This window comes from uncultured Phascolarctobacterium sp., assembly GCF_905212365.1.
In the GTDB taxonomy this organism is placed as follows: domain Bacteria; phylum Bacillota; class Negativicutes; order Acidaminococcales; family Acidaminococcaceae; genus Phascolarctobacterium_A.
In genome coordinates, this window is the sequence record NZ_CAJMEH010000002.1 from 1 (window position 1) to 17,557 (window position 17,557).

At 35.7% G+C, this 17,557-nt stretch carries 16 protein-coding genes and 1 pseudogene; all 17 read right to left on the reverse strand.

Features of this window, described 5'->3' with window-relative positions:
• Positions 1-66: 66 nt before the first annotated feature.
• Positions 67-684 carry a helix-turn-helix transcriptional regulator gene (locus QZ105_RS00675; protein ID WP_293727923.1) on the reverse strand — a complete coding sequence of 206 codons (618 nt, stop codon included), beginning with the start codon at positions 682-684 and terminating at the stop codon, positions 67-69.
• Positions 685-691: 7 nt separating this feature from the next.
• Positions 692-1,369 carry a DUF3990 domain-containing protein gene (locus QZ105_RS00680; RefSeq protein WP_293727924.1) on the reverse strand — a complete coding sequence of 226 codons (678 nt, stop codon included), beginning with the start codon at positions 1,367-1,369 and terminating at the stop codon, positions 692-694.
• An 82-nt stretch (positions 1,370-1,451) separates the two neighbouring features.
• A complete protein-coding gene (locus QZ105_RS00685) occupies positions 1,452-3,143 on the reverse strand; it encodes an SWIM zinc finger family protein (RefSeq protein ID WP_293727925.1) in 1,692 nt (563 codons plus the stop codon).
• A gap of 241 nt (positions 3,144-3,384) precedes the next feature.
• Entirely contained in the window at positions 3,385-4,557 is a 1,173-nt protein-coding gene (locus tag QZ105_RS00690; protein WP_293727926.1) for a DUF4143 domain-containing protein, read from the reverse strand.
• A gap of 146 nt (positions 4,558-4,703) precedes the next feature.
• A pseudogene (locus QZ105_RS00695) lies at positions 4,704-5,165 on the reverse strand (haloacid dehalogenase-like hydrolase); the annotation flags it as partial.
• Positions 5,166-5,185: 20 nt separating this feature from the next.
• Positions 5,186-5,758, reverse strand: a complete 573-nt coding sequence (locus QZ105_RS00700; protein ID WP_293727928.1) for an RloB family protein — start codon at positions 5,756-5,758, stop codon at positions 5,186-5,188.
• Between the two features lie 81 nt (positions 5,759-5,839).
• Entirely contained in the window at positions 5,840-7,102 is a 1,263-nt protein-coding gene (locus QZ105_RS00705; protein ID WP_293727929.1) for an ATP/GTP-binding protein, read from the reverse strand.
• A gap of 741 nt (positions 7,103-7,843) precedes the next feature.
• Positions 7,844-8,875 (reverse strand): polysaccharide pyruvyl transferase family protein, encoded by a 1,032-nt coding sequence (locus QZ105_RS00710; RefSeq protein WP_293727930.1) that lies wholly within the window; start codon positions 8,873-8,875, stop codon positions 7,844-7,846.
• Positions 8,876-8,936: 61 nt separating this feature from the next.
• Positions 8,937-10,100 carry a glycosyltransferase gene (locus QZ105_RS00715; protein ID WP_293727931.1) on the reverse strand — a complete coding sequence of 388 codons (1,164 nt, stop codon included), beginning with the start codon at positions 10,098-10,100 and terminating at the stop codon, positions 8,937-8,939.
• A gap of 129 nt (positions 10,101-10,229) precedes the next feature.
• On the reverse strand, positions 10,230-10,889 hold the full coding sequence (locus QZ105_RS00720) for a hypothetical protein (protein WP_293727932.1): 660 nt from the start codon (positions 10,887-10,889) through the stop codon (positions 10,230-10,232).
• 52 nt (positions 10,890-10,941) lie between these two features.
• Complete coding sequence (locus tag QZ105_RS00725) at positions 10,942-11,493, reverse strand: PIG-L family deacetylase (protein ID WP_293727933.1); 552 nt, start codon at positions 11,491-11,493, stop codon at positions 10,942-10,944.
• 13 nt (positions 11,494-11,506) lie between these two features.
• Positions 11,507-12,004, reverse strand: a complete 498-nt coding sequence (locus tag QZ105_RS00730; RefSeq protein ID WP_293727934.1) for an O-antigen ligase — start codon at positions 12,002-12,004, stop codon at positions 11,507-11,509.
• Positions 12,005-12,026: 22 nt separating this feature from the next.
• Entirely contained in the window at positions 12,027-12,674 is a 648-nt protein-coding gene (locus QZ105_RS00735) for a hypothetical protein (protein WP_293727935.1), read from the reverse strand.
• 15 nt (positions 12,675-12,689) lie between these two features.
• Positions 12,690-13,979 (reverse strand): glycosyltransferase, encoded by a 1,290-nt coding sequence (locus QZ105_RS00740; protein ID WP_293727936.1) that lies wholly within the window; start codon positions 13,977-13,979, stop codon positions 12,690-12,692.
• A 28-nt stretch (positions 13,980-14,007) separates the two neighbouring features.
• Positions 14,008-14,946: a glycosyltransferase family 8 protein gene (locus QZ105_RS00745; RefSeq protein ID WP_293727937.1), complete on the reverse strand. Its 939-nt coding sequence runs from the start codon at positions 14,944-14,946 to the stop codon at positions 14,008-14,010.
• Complete coding sequence (locus QZ105_RS00750) at positions 14,939-16,333, reverse strand: sulfatase-like hydrolase/transferase (RefSeq protein WP_293727938.1); 1,395 nt, start codon at positions 16,331-16,333, stop codon at positions 14,939-14,941. Before QZ105_RS00750 ends, QZ105_RS00745 begins: the two co-directional genes overlap by 8 nt.
• Before the next feature lie 466 nt (positions 16,334-16,799).
• Positions 16,800-17,546, reverse strand: a complete 747-nt coding sequence (locus tag QZ105_RS00755) for a glycosyltransferase family 2 protein (RefSeq protein WP_293727939.1) — start codon at positions 17,544-17,546, stop codon at positions 16,800-16,802.
• Positions 17,547-17,557 lie beyond the last annotated feature (11 nt).

Sequence of the window (17,557 nt, forward strand, 5' to 3'; positions counted from 1 at the left end):
AAAGCGCCCACCACACAAACGTTAGAGCGCCGACCACAGCTTTTGGCAAAGACCCTTAAATTAAGCTCATTGCACTTTTTCTATTAAATCTATAACATCACAGCAAAGGAGTCGTGCAAGCATTATCAAATATTCTGCTTGAGCTTTATTGATATTTTTCTTCCGCTGTTCATACTGCTGAATAGTACGCAGCGGAACTCCGGATAACTCGGCAAGCTCCCGCTGGCTTAACCCAGCCCTACGCCGCAAAAGCTTAAGATTAGTTTCCGGCTTCGCGGCTTTATACAAAGCATTCATTTTATCCACGAATTGCCGGATATCCATTTCATGAAAAGGATAATAAAGGCCAAGCATATCTTTAACAGCCACATACCGCACTATCTCTGCAAAGCTCATGGCAGTAACCCACTGATAATAGGCCAAAGCCCATCCCAGCCAGTATTCTGCACTGCGAGCCACAGAATATTTAGGCTTGATACGCTCGTAAGAAGCCCCAGCCTTATCCAATACTTCATAAGCCAGCTCCACACCGGACATACCTACAATAACAGAAAAATCACCGCTGGCGAATCTGTCTGCCACACCAGATTTCATAAATAAATCAAAAAACTTTTCCAAATCGTATTTAAGATCGTACACAGCAAAATCCAGCATGCGTCCGAGCGCAGTACGGGCTTTATCCAAATAAACCTTATCGTAAGCGTAAATCATCGGGCTTCATCTCCTCATCCATAATCTGTATAATATACAGATCTCCACGTCGCCGCCTATTACGCTCCACATTAAAATATTCTCGACGCGCAGTTTGATCACGCAAAAGCTTTTTTACATACCATTCTTTACTTTCAGCAAGCTCACTGCCGGTAAATTTGATACGTTCAAAAGCTTTCTTGCTCTTAAGCACAAACTGCTGACCTAACTTTCCTAAATGCATAGCGTTATTAAGCTGCCGATAAGATATGGTACCATTGATGAAATCCTGCGCAAAAGAAAAATAGCTGTCATCAGCACGATGACCGATTATCGCATCATAATCTTCATAAGGAGCAGCAAAATTAGCAAGCAAATATTCCTTAGCTTCCAAAGCCAAACCAGAAGGTACGTCAAACTCGCGATTTTGCAGCAATATTGTAAGCCAATGTAAAATACAATATTGCGAAGCATTCAAGTCAAGTATTTTCATTCCATCGCATTCAAGCTCATAACAATTGGCATAACCATCCTGATCCTTGCTCACGCCCCACTCCTTAGCCATATCGATACTATCAGTACAATAAAAACCTAGACCATAGTCATTGTAGCGCTTGCCATATCCAAAAACAGGCTTCTCAATTATATTTAAAGAACCATGATAAAGCTTCCTAATCATATACGCACCATCTCCATTCGCCTATATTATACATCTAAAGGAGTAGTTTGTTGATATTACAACAGCAATATTCCTTGTATCACTAAAATCCTGCTTTATGTAGTTCATCCAACATTGCTGGCCTGCGGCGGTAGATATCACGCCATTCTGAAGCAATTGCTTTTGTTAACTCAATACCATCAGGATATCTTTTTATTTTCTTTAAATACTTCATCAACTTTTGATAAGCGCTACGCTGCGTAGCAATCTTTACTTCCTGTGTAACATACTGAATATATTGATTCCGCACTTGCTCAGGATATCTTTCCCTTAAAACCTTTTCATAACTATCTAAATCATGAATTATCCCAGACTGTAATATTTCTTCCAACAAGCGCTCATGCATATTTTCCTGTACTAACAGATTATACCTAATCCAATAACAGGTTCTGGCAGCTAGAATTTTTTCACGATAATTTGACCATTCATTAGGTAACACCAGTTCTTTAAGCATAAAAACATACTGCAAATTATCTTGTCTAATGCTAAATATGTAATTTATTAATTCTTGCTTGTATGCCTCAAACTGATTACTCTCACGATAAATCTCCAATAAACGCCGGATATAATCGTCAACTATACCTAACGATTTAGCATCTGCTTGTTTACCTTCAATTAATAACTGTACCGCAGCCTGCACTTTATTCATTCGCATATAAGTATCAGCCAGCGCAAGTCTTACCCTAGGAAAATTGCGATACTTATTTTGATAAGCCAAAATTTCTTTGTCAGCATATTTTAGCTGCCGCATAATCTGTATGCGATTCAACAATTTATCTTCAATATAATACCGTGCTATTGAATGTCTATCGCTATCTGCTATCATGCCGGTAATATCTTCATCAAGCATTTTCAGCTTTTCTTGCAAGAAATCTTCCTCATGAAATTCCTGTATCAGTAAATTATACAAATACTCATAAATAAAATCACTTTCTTTGAACTCCTGCAAATATCTCTTAGCCGCAGCAAAAATTTTTCTTTTTTGCTGGCTATCGCTCTGCTTCAATATCAGCCGCCACAATTCAGAACAAGTATCCCCTAACATTGTCAAACCGCCGCTTGAATCGTCCATTTCCTGCTCACTGGCACAGAAAATCCCCTCGTACACCAACTCAAAAGCTTGTATACAAAAATTACTTTCCAACAGCTTTTTCACAGTATCCTCAAGGTAAGCGCTTAGCGAACAAATATAGTCATATGCATGATTCCAATCGATAAAGCCGTCTTCATACTCATATAAATCAGCTATATCGTAAATTTTGCCTTTCAATTCCTGTATATGCGGCCCACCAACAAACTTAGCATATTTAAGCAGTAAATCCTTCCTTACATCGCTGTTATCCAAAGCTAATTTTAATAAAAACTCTCGCAGCTCTGTTTCCGTCATCCGCTCTATGATAACACTTAATTCCTGAGCTTTCTTAAACCGCTCATCTTTACGTTTTTGTACGGATAAATCATCTTGCTCCCCTGTCAATTTATATAAAACTGCCGCCATATGCTTGCAGTTATTACCATCTTCTGCATAAGGACACTCACAACTCATTTGTACAACTTTTTCATTACGCAATACTATATTAACCGTATAATCTTCTGTTCCACTAACCACCGAAGTATATCCCAATGCCGTTCTTGTAATATTACGCACATAATCCAATAAACAATACGAAAAACCTCGACTTAAAATATGCTTTTGAAACAAATGCCTCCATCCATTTATTTTTACCGTATCCATCGATGATACTCCTTCTATCACAAAAATATAGTTCAAATTCTAATTCATATCAAGCCTTTTATTTTGTTATCAAATATTATGTCAGCTAAAACACGCCGCGAAACAGAAATTCTCAAATAAAAAGAGAAAACTTTTGAATAAAATCTAAACTTCCACGTAAAATTTTAGCGAATCTATCCGTTCCAAATAGTTTTTCACAGTCTCTCTATTTTATAACTGGTTTAAGCTTATCGCCACAATGCTATACGCACCAAGCAGCATATAACGGCACTGATTTTATTCCATTATCCAAGCCAAAATTTCTGCCTGACAGGCGAATGCTCTCCTTAATATTATATCTCTTAACAAAAGATTGCAGGCTTTTGGAGCGAACATTTATATTAGTCTTGCATTCCACCGGCACAACCACACCATTTTTGATGATAACAAAATCAATTTCCGCAGTGCTGTTGCTTTCCCAATAATTTAAATTATAGCCGTTAGCCTTTAATTGTACGGCTACATAATTTTCTGTTAAGCTCCCCAGAAATTGACTGGCTAAAGCAAAGCTTTGTTTCGTCAGCTGTATTCTTACAGAAAAAATTCCCGTATCGCTAAAATATAATTTAAAACTGCTCAAATCCTCATACGCAGCCAATGGCATCAACCCTTGCTCACATTTCGTACATTTCAATACAATGCCGCTTTGTACCAGCCAATCTATAGCCGTGCCATACAAAGACGCCCTGGCCCTCATCCGAATAAGCTTATATTGAAACTTCTTATTTTCCTTTGCCAATTGCGCTGGCAAAGAATCATAAGCTTCTGCAATCTTAACGCTTTCCGCCATACCGGCATATTTAGCCATATCAGCTACATATGAATTATAAATAAAACGCTTCAATTCATCAGCATTACGTCCCTCTAAATACGCGCTAACTACGGCCGGCATTCCACCAGTCAATAAATATTCCTGATAAAGCAGCATAGCCTCCTGATGTATTGATTTAGGTAATGGGGCATTGTTTATAAAGCAATACTGAATCATTTGACACAGCATTTTCTTTCCTTTCGCCCATAAAAACTCTTCCATATCCAAGGGATAAAGACGCATAATTTGCACTTTACCTACAGGGAAAGAAAAATTTTGCCGGTTAATAGCTACTCCCAATAAACTTCCTGCCGCTACAACACAGTACTGAGGCGCTTGCTCAGCAAAATATTTCAAAGAAGTCAGCGCTCGTTCACAGCTTTGAATTTCATCAAAAATCAAAAGCGTTTCTTCTGCCTTTATCTGTACGTTATACAATTCTTCAATAGTTTGAATTATAAAATCTGGATTGATACGCATATCCAAATAAGACGCCAAAATTCTGTCTTCTTCAAAATTTATATATACCACATTGGCAAAATATTCTTGTCCAAATTGCTGCAAAATATAGGTTTTTCTACTTGTCTGGCTCCATATAAAAGTAATGGCAATCGGTTTTTACCAGAAGTACGCCATGCTTCTAATTTGTCCATAATCTTTCTTTTCATTCAATATAAGCCTCCAAATCTTCTGTTGGTTATACTCATCTTTTCATTATAATAAAATGAACTTGCATAAATTCTCTCAAAAGCACCTGATTTAGCAACAATCGTTCCTTCTATCATCTCCTTGAGTCCAGAAGAAATAATATAATGCTCCACTATAATGCCCTTTTGTCTGCCGTATCCTCTTATTCGTTCAAACCAGTCTTCAACCCCTGGAAACAATTGTACTTTAGCTCCATACTCAGCCAATTTAGCTTTAGTGAACAGTACTTTTCCTTCAGCTTCCTCTTTCATACAAAGCATATAAGCAAGATTTTGATCCATTTCATTATCTTTTGCCAACGAATTAGATTTTTTCCAAAACTCTGCTATTTCATATCCCACCGACTGAATGTATCCTTGGGCCTGCATATCATCCGGCGATAATGTTTTATCAAAATCATAGCATATGGCAAGCACCGGTTGTGCCTCTTTATATTTTCTTTCATATTTGTTTGTTAGCTGCATTTCTCAAATCCCCATTTCTATCATTTTGTCAACGCGTTATCTACTCTGCTGTGAATTTCCTCCACCAACTTATGCAGAGTCGTACAAGGACACATTTGCGACGGTACTACTATATTTTCCTTATTAAACAAATCTAATTTAATTTTAGCTATTTGAATAGCACTCTTCTCATTACCATGAGAATTTAACAAACTATAAATTTTCGGATTTGCTTTTTTATATTTCACACCTGTTTGTTTCTCAAAGGTTTTAGCAAATTCACGACAGCAACTAACAGAATCATGATAATTATGCATTATGCCAAAATACGCATCAAACCATATCTCTATACATGGATTTGACCACCCAACATTAATTTTTTGCTGCTCGGCATATTGAATAATTTTATCAAAATCCACTACTTGATCTCTATCAAATACAATCCATGGTTCAGCATACTGAGGCTCAAGCGCTGACATTCGTTGACAAACATCTACTAATTCTTTAGTTTTAGCTTTAGACACACTTATAACTATACGGCCTTGCACTTCCTGCGATAAAGAATCTCTTAAGCCATACAAGTAATTCTTCTCTGTTTCTTGAGTATCTGTCACAATAAAATAATGGCCTAGACTTGGAGTTCTTCTAGCAAATCCTACATCTTCGATTTCCAGTTCTATCTTCTTTAGCCATTGTCACTTTTCTCCCAACATATTTATAGATTTCAAGAAAGGAATAGCGCCATACTTGCCTAGCAAATAATTTTTTTCATAACTTGCATCCTTACGAATTTTACTGCCATCATCATCTATGAAATCTGCTAATGAATATAGAGAAGAAATACCATTATTATCTTTTTCCGTAAACCAAATTTCATCCCTACGAAGCAAATTATTAGATAACTGCCAAGAATCATGCGTAGTAAATATAAGCTGCGCATGATTTTTATTAATTTCAGGATTCAAAAAAGTTATTATGAAATTGCGCACAAGCAGCGGATGCAGTCTAGCATTAAGCTCATCAACGAATAAAACTCCACCTATATCCAATGTAGAGCGCAAAGCCGGATAAAGAGAAAACATCTTCAACGTGCCATCCGATTCTTCTTTTAATGGAATAGTTGCCGTTCCGCCATCAAGAGTACGATGCACAGCATCTATTTTAATATGTTTGATATCTTCTTCATTATCCTTCATAACCTCTACATTAATCCTAATAATTGAAGGATCAAAAGTCGAAAGATACGAAACAACCTCTCGCTGAAGTTCTTCATTCTCTACAAATTTTTTGGGTATAAATGTTGATAATACTGCATTTTCATAAGGATTGCCAAAGTCAACAACTTCATTATTATAAAACCAATCTCTAATCATTTTTAATTTAGCTATTTTTAGTTTAGCACCAAGAGATACAACCAGCGTTTCCTTTTCCAAAGCAATTTCTATATTCTCTTTTACTTTACTTGGAATACCAGATAAATCCAGTTCTTCAGGAGAACGATAAAAAATTCTTTTATATGCTCTCGCCGTTTTAGCCTTAGAATTTAACCATTCTTCTACAATACCTTTTTTGCCTAAAGTAAATCCATAATTATAAGATTTGCAGCTATTACTTTTATGATCTACAAAATAAACTTCAAAAGAAGAAACCTCTTCTTTACTTTGAATATCAAACAAAAATGGAGTCTGTTGAATTCCCGGGCTATTTGATTTTTTATCCTCTAAGCTTCCACCAAAAGCAAATGAATTAACAACATAATTCATCATAAAACGAAAAGCTTTTATAACATTTGATTTACCACTGGCATTAGCACCAAAAATAGCTGCCGTTGGTAATATTTTTTCATTACCAACACAAACAATCCTATCAACATATTCTGTAATCTTGGTTGCAGAAAGGTCTAAAATCGTATCATCTTTAAAGGATTTAAAATTTTTAAAACGGAATTGCATCAACATCTCAATCACTCCTTATTTCAATTATAATCACTTTAAAGAAAAAAAGCAACGCCAAACGAGATAAAAGCTCATTTAAGCGTTGATTTTAGTGCTTTATTATTTATTGTATACTATTTCAGGCATAGAGCTCGACTTCCATCATGTTTTGCGTAATAGCTTAATTGCAAAACAAAGGTAAGTTCTATGCCTATTTTTATAATAAAGTATACATGGATTCCATATCTAGGAAATTCAAGAGTGTGTGAGAGTGAGTGGGGGATGCGGATAAAAATTTGCGCAAAACTATTGACAGTACCCTAAAAACGCCGTGCACGTGTAGCTCTCGGCGTGAAAATTACATACAAAATAACGTACCAAGAAAAAATCATTATCTTTCTCTCAGCCGAAAACATTTCTTTTATTAAATCAACTGCAGTAAATTTATAATCACATACATAATATGCTAAACCTGTAATAAGTCCAGCCGGTTAAAAATGCAAAAACTGCGACTACGGCGAAGCCAGCAAATAAATCAATAATATCAGCATATGGCCGCAAATATGGATAGGAAATACTTTCAATATACCATTGAGGGAAACCGAAAGAATGCTCCATAATCATCAGAAAAACTGCTATTCCTTTTTCGTAAGCTCTCTTGTCAAGATAACACCTCTAGTATGTTGAATAGTATTATGCAAAATATTATTATATCTCTATACTTTTTATTGCCATGCACTGACAATAGTTCTATATCATTCTGCTCTATCTCTTTAGTTTATCTATTTTTCTTTTCCAATACCAAGACAAATAATTTTTTGTTTCAGTTTTCTCAACTAATTTACTCAAGCCAATAAATTGCAATATATTAGCTTCTTCCATAGAATAATCACGTAAAGGAGATATATCTCTATGCTTGTATCCAGTAAATTCTTCACAACTTAAAATTAATTTATCTCTAAAAGATTTATATAAATCACTATTTTCTGTAGGATTATTAATATTAAAAAAATCAAGATTTTTCAGATACTCCTGCGTGCTCATGTGCCTTACAAAATTTTCCAGCCCACCAAAACGATATTCATTTTTATTATCATTTATTAACAAAACAGGCGTTTCTAAGGCCAAAGAAGGCATTGCACAATGTAATCTGCTAGTAATAATACAAGAAGCAGACTGATATGCGTCTAACAATTTAAATGCCAAATTATATTTATATTGGATATCAAAAAAGCAATTGTTAGGAAGTTGCGGACTAATGCAATAAATCTTTTTTCTAGTGTTTTTTCGTAATACTGCTATCAATTCATCGCTAACATCCACACATAATATATAATCTTGCTTCACAATTCTATCATTTTTTGGAAGAGTTAAAGTTAGGCAACCTGAAAAATAGGCCTTTATACCATGCTTTTCTAACAACTGCATTGTATTTAAATCTCGCGCTCCTATAGGCTGATACTGTTTTAAATATTCTATATTTTTACTATAAAATAAATTGTCGACAAATTCTTTATTGGATGGATTTATATGTATAGAAATCAATAACGGAGTTATAACATCACAAGGAGGCCCCTGCTTAGCATCATGTTGATACCATGCATTCATAATCATCTTTATTTTATCATTATTAATGTTTATCGTGGGGGCAAATGATTTAATGTTTTCTCTATCAATATAACAATCAATTCTAGGTAAGAAGCAACTTGCTGCAATACTTTGAATTTCATCGCCCAAATTAACTGATTCTGTATTTTTTAATCTACCATATTCATAACACAATAATCCATACTTCATTTAGAATCCCTCACTTCATATTTTATATTATTTTTATCAATATATGGCAAATAACTATTCATTAGTTATCATTTACGACTTTAAATATAAGTTTTTCCCATTCATTCCAAATATTTTCAGGAGCATATTGCTTCATACTTTTTTTGGCAGCTTTTCCCATCTCTATGCGTTTATCATCATTTTCAATCAAAATGCTTAATGCACTCGCTAATGAATCTACGCCATAATCACACAAAATTCCAGTTTTTCCATCTTCAATAAGTTCATTAACTGAGATTGCGTTTTTATACCCCACACTTGGTAATCCTGCGCTCATTGCCTCAGTTAATGCTAAAGAAAATCCTTCAAAACTACTTGGGAAAGCAAAAATTTTAGCTCTCAACAATTTACCTTTTATGTCATCAGAAGTTCCACAAAACTTTATTCTATCCTGCAAGTTATTTTCAAAAATTAATTTATTACAATAACTATAATATTTTTCATCACCAAGCTCTACATCTCCCCAAAATTCAACCTTCCATGAAGAATATTTTTTAGCAATCTTACAAAAAGCTTTTATCAATAAATCCTGTCGTTTTTGCAAACTATCTACACGACTAACATTGATAATGATGTTATCCCTATCATACCCACAATCATCTTCGTATTGTGGGACACAATTGGGTATATATACTACATCCGTATTATGAATATATTCTTTAGTCTTTTCTATGAAGCTAGGCAATAGCACTTGAATACAATCGCTTTCTTCTAATGCTTTTTTTGTATCTTCAGTACAACCTTCTAATATATGTTCAGGGTTAAAATGAAACATTGTAACGATAGGACAACTTATCTTTAAATGTCTTTTTAATAATCTTGTAGCTCCTACATTATATGAAATAATAACATCTGGTTTTTCTCTATCAACCACAGGTGCTATCAATGCAGCTTTTTGTTTATCAACAATATTCTCTCTATAAGAGTGTCTAGTATTCCTATTTCCACATATCTTCCCCCATATATTTTGATAAACAGTAAATTTAGGTTCATACCCTAAGCCTACATTTATAAATAAAACTTTATCCGATACATCAAAAAAAGGCTTTCCTATTTTGTTCTCACAGGCTAGCGCTACTACCTCATTCCCCTTTTCGGATAAAGCATTGGCCATATTAAAGAACACCTTTTCTGTTCCTCCTTTGGAATCAATAACCGGCCACAAATTTATCAATAATATTTTCATTTTCTATTCCTCATTTGTTTTAATCTACAATGTTCACCATCACACCATAAATATACCATGTCTATCTTATTTTCCATTTGCTAAACTCCTTCCCATTCTATATATCTTATAAAATATATAATTAAGTCCTTACTGAATTTTTAAACTCAACAATTTTTGCACTTTCACCATCCAAGATATTCTTTTAATGCAAATCTTCTCAATAATATTATTTTTCTCATCGCGCAGCTCCAGTTCAACCTGCTTGACGGCTTCAGGTATTTTTAAGCGATCTTTTTCCCAAACAACATTATTGTCTTTAAGAAAAATGCTGGCCGCTTCAGAAAAATTATATTTGTAAATACTAACGGGCAGCACGGTTTCTTTACCGATATAATATTCGCCGTAAGCAAAATTATCATTTATCAATATTTTACATATACTTATATCATTAGCATCTACATTCTCATTAAAATACGCAGTTTCATTATAAAATCGAAAATTTAAAGGAGCATGTAATTCCGCAATATTTTCTAAAGCAAATAAGCTGACTTTCCCGTTAATGACAGGCATTCTCCAAAATACAACGTCGGAATTAACGATCCTGCCAATTCTTTCGCGTAAATACTGCGATTTATGCTGGCAAATTGCATCAATTAAAATATTATTCCACAAATTTCTTTTGCAGCACCTTTCTGAAACAGGAAAGCGTACACGCGCATTCCAAGAAAAACAGGGATTATCTAATTCCGTTGCAGCATTATAAGCTAATTGGCTTTTATCGGGTTTATATACAGGCAGCAAATTCAAATCTTAAAAAAAATCATTTTGACCTTCGTAGGTTGTAGAATATGCAAATCCCTTATAAATAATTTGGGGAGGTATTTAAATCATTGTTTTGCAAAATATTCTCAATACATTCCTCAAAAGTAAGCGAACAAAGCCGATGGTCATGATGTCCGTCAATATCCGTACAAAAAATTATCTCCGGCTTGATGTCAATAATAAGCTCTGTAAGATCTTCACATAAACCGGCATAATTAGTTAAGCTGTGACGCTTTGATTTCTCCATTCTGTATTCTTGCTTCATCGTACAGCCATAGGTATAATAGCCATTTTTACCTAATACTGGCTCACTAGCATGATAAATAGAATGATCAACTACATCGCTGGCGTCAGGATAGCCTAAAAAATATACTTGTCGTCTATCTATGCCCAAACATTCCAAGGAAGCCAATGCCTCTTGCAGACGCACAGCGGCATGAGCTGCAAAATCTCCGTTAGTCAAAAAGCACACCTGTACTTCAGCTCCCAACTCCACTAATAACGGCAACAAACCTCCCATTAAATTAATTTCATCGTCCTCATGCGGTACTAGTATCAATATTTTCTTATTGCCATGTAAGTTCAGCATCTTATAATCTCCGTCATTTTTCAGGTTGAAAATTTTGTTGTAAGCATAAAATGCCCCACAAGAAGAAATAAATAAGCATATGATATCTTAAAGTAGCGTTAACATCTACAAGTTCATGCACTAACATACCTATAATAATAGCAGTATAGACATTTTCATACGTCCACAATACGTTCATGTTGCGCAAAACATTTTTGCAACATACTTTAAGCTGCCATAATATTAAAGCCAAATATGACACAAAGCCTACAAGGCCGCGCTCTGACAACAAAAATAAATACAAATTATGGGGATGAGGCAATCCTGGCTCTTTAGCCAACGGACTTATATAGCCAGATATATAATATTCAGACCATCTATGTAACCCCACACCCAATACAGGATAGTCAAAAAACATCTTAATGGCAGATTCCCATAGTAACAACCTTTCGCTATCATAACTACGCACATTAAACTTATAAAAAATTAATAGTGAAACAATAAATAGAGCAGCAAAAGACAATATGGCCATCTTATTCAACGCCATCTTGCACTTATTTACTAAAAACTATTACTTCAGCAATTATAGCCAACATAGCGCCCCTGCTACCGGAAGATACGACACAAAAAAGTACGCCTAACAACGTAATGGAAAATATTAAGGAAAGTTTTTTATTATCTCTGTATTTATAAACTGCATATGCAAATACAGGCACCATAATCTCCATACTAGAACCTAAAGCATTGGGATGTCCAAATAACCCTCCTACCCGTTTACCATACTTAGCTACATGAGTTAATAAGTCATGCATGACAAAAATATCGTTAACAAATAATCCTGCGGCCATTCCCAAAAGCGCAAATAAAAAGCTTTTTTTGGGATTGTTGATAAAAAAATAAATTATCAATAGAGGAATAATTTTTTCAAAATCGCGCACGATGTACTTCATCGCGCCAAAATTATCCTGAAAAACTGCGCACAATGCTAATACTATCATATTTAACAGAAATAAGAGCAGCGTTTTATTGAAATAAGAGCTGCGCACATTAGCTAGTCTGTGCTTATCTTTATAAAAAGCGTAAATAGCAAAAGGCAACGCAGCAGCATAACAGCCTCCCGTAGATGTGGCTACTCCTGTTCCTATCACAAAAAGTGCTGCGGCTTTATAATAATCAGTATCTATACTCTTCAAATTCATCATTGCTCTATCCCAACCTTACCATAAGCCGGAAAAGTGGTGCACACAATGTGTCTTTCCGGTAACTAAATAATGGTCTTTTTCCAATTCCGGTGAAAAATATTCTTTCGGATAAACATGTACCCCCTCACAAGATAAATATGTATGACCGCCATCTAATTTTACACCATAATGTATGCGTGTGATTTTGCTGACAATCTTAGCGTTGGCTATTTCCGTATAATCTTCATCACAATGCACGCAATCATACCATAATAATAATTCGGCAATCCATGGATGAAATTTTTTAGCGCCTACGGTGCTAATACAAATGTGATTGCAAGGACCATACGTAGCGAAGGCGTCTTCCTGCAAAAAATCATCAAAATTTTTTAAAACCTCTACATCAGTATCTAAATAAATGCCGCCTTCATAATATAAAGCATGCAGTCTCGCTATGTCGGCAATAAAAGCCCACTTTTTATTCGCCAAAGCCTCCTGAGCAAATCTGTATTTTTCTATGGGGAAATTATTTTCATTCCATAATTTTATGGTGTAGCCCGGCAAAGCCTTTTCCCAGCTATCAACAAATTTTTTTACCGACTCTGGCATATTGGGATTACCAAACCAGCAATAGTGTATAACCTTGGGAATATAACCCTCGCCAGAAAATTTTTGCTTATATTTTTTGCTAAATTTATTTTTCAGCCAATGCTTAATCAAATCTTTATGAAATTTTATTTTCTGCCGCAATTCATTCAGATGATAACGCCAACCGATATATTTTCTTCTGTTGTTCAAATGCAAAACTAAAATATCTTCTAAATTTTCCTGCTGCAATAAATGCAGATTATATATTTTGCTAATCTTTTCTGCATCTGCAACATCCTCATAAATTCCAACATGTATATTGCGGAATCTATCCAAATACTCTACCAGCTTGATAAATTCCTGCATATCTTTAGTGGCTACGTTGTCTACGCAAAAAAGAACATGCTTAGCAGATAACTGCAAATAACTTTGTTTAATATTTTTCAAAAGCTCCCAGTTATGCAGCGGAACTATTACAGACTTTCCTAAATTACCAGCACTCAGCTCTGCATGAATTGCATTAAGCAAGCTTACTGTTTTCTTCTTATCTATTTTATTAACAGGCAAACTATCGCTCCATACTTTTTTGGCTTGTATCCCGCACATGAAACTATCAGGAAAATTCTTTCCTGTTACAACATGCAGTTCATTATCAGTTTTTAATCTATCAATTAGATATTCAGAAAACGCAATCTCCGACGCTATCCTATCATATAAATAAATAACGGAAATCTGCATAATACCATCCCCCAATTAAACAGCTTTTTCAAAATATTTTCTTCACCAAATCAGCCCACTTCAAGCGCCACAGCTGCCTGCTGATAGAATGTTTCTTTTTTTTCAAATTAGGCTGCGGCATAACGGCGTCCCGATATTCTGTCAACGACAAATATTCATAATACTTGTCGTTAAATCCTTTATAAACCGCATACTCCCAAGGCTTATAGCCTCCTGCGTAATGCAGTATGGCAATATCAGCCAAAGCCACCAAAGCTTTCCGGCGTAATGTCTTATTCCATACTATTCTCAACATCATATTAAAAACAGGAGGAATAACATTCCAACGCAAAGGCAACGCCGCCCATCGGTTCATAAATAAATAATTTAAAGCGTCCTGGTCATGGTGCCTGAATTTTTTTTCTGCAATGAGCTGCACTAATTTGGCTGAAATATTTTCCTGCCGCCACTGCTGCAAATCCATTAATAAGACACCCGAATTAAAATAAGAATATTGCGGCTGCCAGCCTAAATTTTTGGCTTTTTCAGCGCATTTTCCTTTAGAGGATAAAATGCCAAAATCCTCAGCGGCCGCCAAAGGTTTACTCTGCATATCAAAACGCCAAAGCTCTGCAATATCGGCCAAAACCAGCAAATCGCAGTCTAAATATATTACCTTTTTAATAGCTTCAGGCACTATATTGGGAATATCCAAGCGCAAATAAGCCGCTCTGGTTAAATTCCCGCTTACAAAAACATTGCTGAAAGCCTGCGTATCTGCGCACACAAAATCAATTTGGGCGCTAAATTGGGCAACAGACTGCCGCATCTTCGCTTTATTGGCCTCGTCTATGCCATCGTCAATCACAAAAAAATGTACTGCTTCCGGTCTTGCAGTATTGCATAAAACCGAAGTCATGGCAACGGTTGCATGCTGCGCGTAATTTTTATCAGTGGCTAAAACAATATTAATACTTTCATCAATCATCTTTACGCGGTTCCTTATCCTCAGTCAATTTTCTGGTTCCTAAATTTGTAGTCAGCGTTTCACGAGTAAATTTATACTTACTGTTTAGCAGACTGTTACTCTCGTCGTAATGATTAGATTGAATCTGTAATAAATTGCAAACAACCTCATAAATCATATCATTAGTAAAATAAGCGTTTTTCTGCTTTTTAAAAACTTCAACAGACTCTTTAAACAGATTTTTATATTCGTCGGAAACATAGACAAACATCGGTACCTGCAAGGATTTAAAGCCAGCTACATCAGGATGGCGCTTTCTGTAAGGGTCGCCGCCATGATCTGAAAAATACAGCATTGCCTGCAGGTTTAATTTATTAATGGCATACTGATGTACCTGCTGCAAAACATAATCTGTATAGGCCAAGCTATTATCATAGTTTAAAACCGTATCAAATTTATGCGGCTCGCCAAATTTAGTAAACTCCGGCGGATATCTATTGATGCAGTCCTCATGACTGCCCATAAAATGCAAAACGACAAAATTATTTTCCTCAGGATTTACCTGCTCCAAGCATTTTAATAGATCACCGTCATACTGATATTTGCCATTAAGCTCTTTATTTTCACTCAACCATTCCGCATGATCCGCCGTTTTGGCAACTAAGGTAATAGGCGTATCCGCGCCGCCTATATATCCCTGATTGCTGAACCAATAAGTTTTATAGCCCGCTTTTTTAGCTATATCGATAACTGTCAAGCTTTGATTAAATTCCTTATCATTATATTGATTTTTTTCTGTCAATGCTCTTTCCAAAGCAGGAACGGTCTGGCACTTGCTTGTATATGCGTGAGTAAAAACGACAAAATTATCGTTCTTCTTCATATTGCGCAGCCAAGGCGTATTATCATTCTGCGTATCACTGTACGCGCTCATATAATAAGAAGAAGCAGATTCGCCAATTACTATGATAATAGTTGACGGCTTAGCAAAAACAGGTGCAGAAGGCGTAACAGTTAAATTATTAAAATTCTCCTTGTGATAAACTGTAAAATTATTAGCCCGCGTAAAATAATCTCCCGCTGCTACATAAGTTTTCATCACACCGGTATCCTTAAACATTTTAGCACCATAGCCTACGGTTGCCAAAATTACCACCGACAAAACAGCTACAGATTTTTTCCCAAAAGAACTGATTTTAATCTTATCTGCCGTAATTTCCTGCAAACTATTAAGCTTATACATCGTCATAAACAACGCTATGAAAAAAATTACAATGCCAGCCAAACCAGTAAAGCCAAAATTGAGCAGCAAATACTCTTTGGCCTCGCCGGGATTAGTTTGCAGTAAAGCGAGGGATGCATCTTCAGTAACGGGATATTTATAATAGGCAAAATAAATTATTTGCACGACAGGTATAATTAACGCCGCTGTATGCAAAAAAGCAAACCCCCGCTGGCAAACGGCAGTATCCTGCCCTTTTCCGCGCCGCAATAAAATTAAGCGCAAGCATACGGAAAAGGCAAAAAAATACGCGCCAAAAGCCTGGTCAAAATGCTTATCAATAAACGTAAAAGTATTATGGTAAGTAATCCAATAACAAACCGGATATACCCAAATCCACAAAAAGCTTACGATCGCATGCGGCAGCAACATTTTATAATTATAACCAGCACGCCGCCACAAATCGCAAGCTAACGCCACCGCTACAGCACAAGGTAAATATCTGCGCATTTGTAAAAAGAAAGTACTGTTTCTGATACCCACGGCTGTAAAATAATATGCAGCAACCAGCAGCAAATATGTCGAAACTAAAACGATAAAAAATGTTCTATGTTTTCTAAATAAGTCCACTTTATATTTTCCTTTCTGCAAGCTATTTATTTTGCAGCTCATACAGTTTCAAATACTTCATCATCGTATAAATAAAATGCTGTAAGCTGGAATATAATCCGCTCCAGCCATCCACAAATCCCAGCTGCAAAAAATACGCTCTCAAAAAGCCATACGCCGCATGCCCAAAACATGCGGCCAACGAAGTTTTTTTGCCGCGTTCGTAATTATCCTGCGCCCAAATCGTCGTATAATTGCCAGCTTTATCCCACCATTGCTGCCAACAAGTATAAGTATAATGCTCAATGAAGCCTTTTAATTTTTCTTTTGGCAAATCACAAACCGGATGCTCATGTACTTTATTTACCCAATGCACTTTATCAGAGGGAAACAGTCTTAATACTTCGTCAGGTTTAAAAATGCCATGCATATATGTAAATCCAAAGGCATGAATTTTTCGCATCATACTATATTGTTTTATTTTGTGATTTGCAGCAGCAGCTTTTATAGCAGAACAAAGTTCTTGATTAAGCCTTTCATCAGCATCTAAATACAATACCCATTCCGTAGCGATATGCTGCAAAGCAAAGTTACGCTGCGCAGAAAAATCATCATCCCAAGCGCGATAGATAACGCGCGCTCCGTTTGCTTCCGCTAGGGGCACAGTCTTATCCGTACTGCCGGAATCGACTACTAGCACGCAATCTGTAAGCTGCCGCGCGTTTTGCACTACGTCGGCTATATTCGCTTCTTCATTTTTAGTTAGTATCACAACGCTTAATTTTGACATAAATGTTATCC